Source organism: Bradyrhizobium sp. Leo78 (assembly GCF_059512425.1).
Map to the genome: position 1 here is coordinate 1 of NZ_JCAMOT010000339.1, position 249 is coordinate 249.

Sequence of the window (249 nt, forward strand, 5' to 3'; positions counted from 1 at the left end):
CGAACCAGTGTCTCTAACCGACAGCCTGACATACGACCCGGGCGCGCACCCCGCCACGGCTCCTTCGTTCACGACGACGTTCTTCATCTCGATGTCGAGCACGCCGCCATTGGGCATGGCGTCGCGCGCGTTCAGGGCCAGATTGAGGAGAGCGGTCTCCAGTCGGGCCGGGTCGACATGGCACAGCCACAATCCTTCACTGGTCCACACCTTGACCCGGCATGCCTCCCCAACGGCCTTGCGAATGAT

At 63.5% G+C, this 249-nt stretch carries 1 pseudogene; it reads right to left on the reverse strand.

Annotated elements, in window-relative coordinates:
* A pseudogene (locus tag AC5ZG1_RS44975) lies at positions 1–249 on the reverse strand (hypothetical protein); the annotation flags it as partial.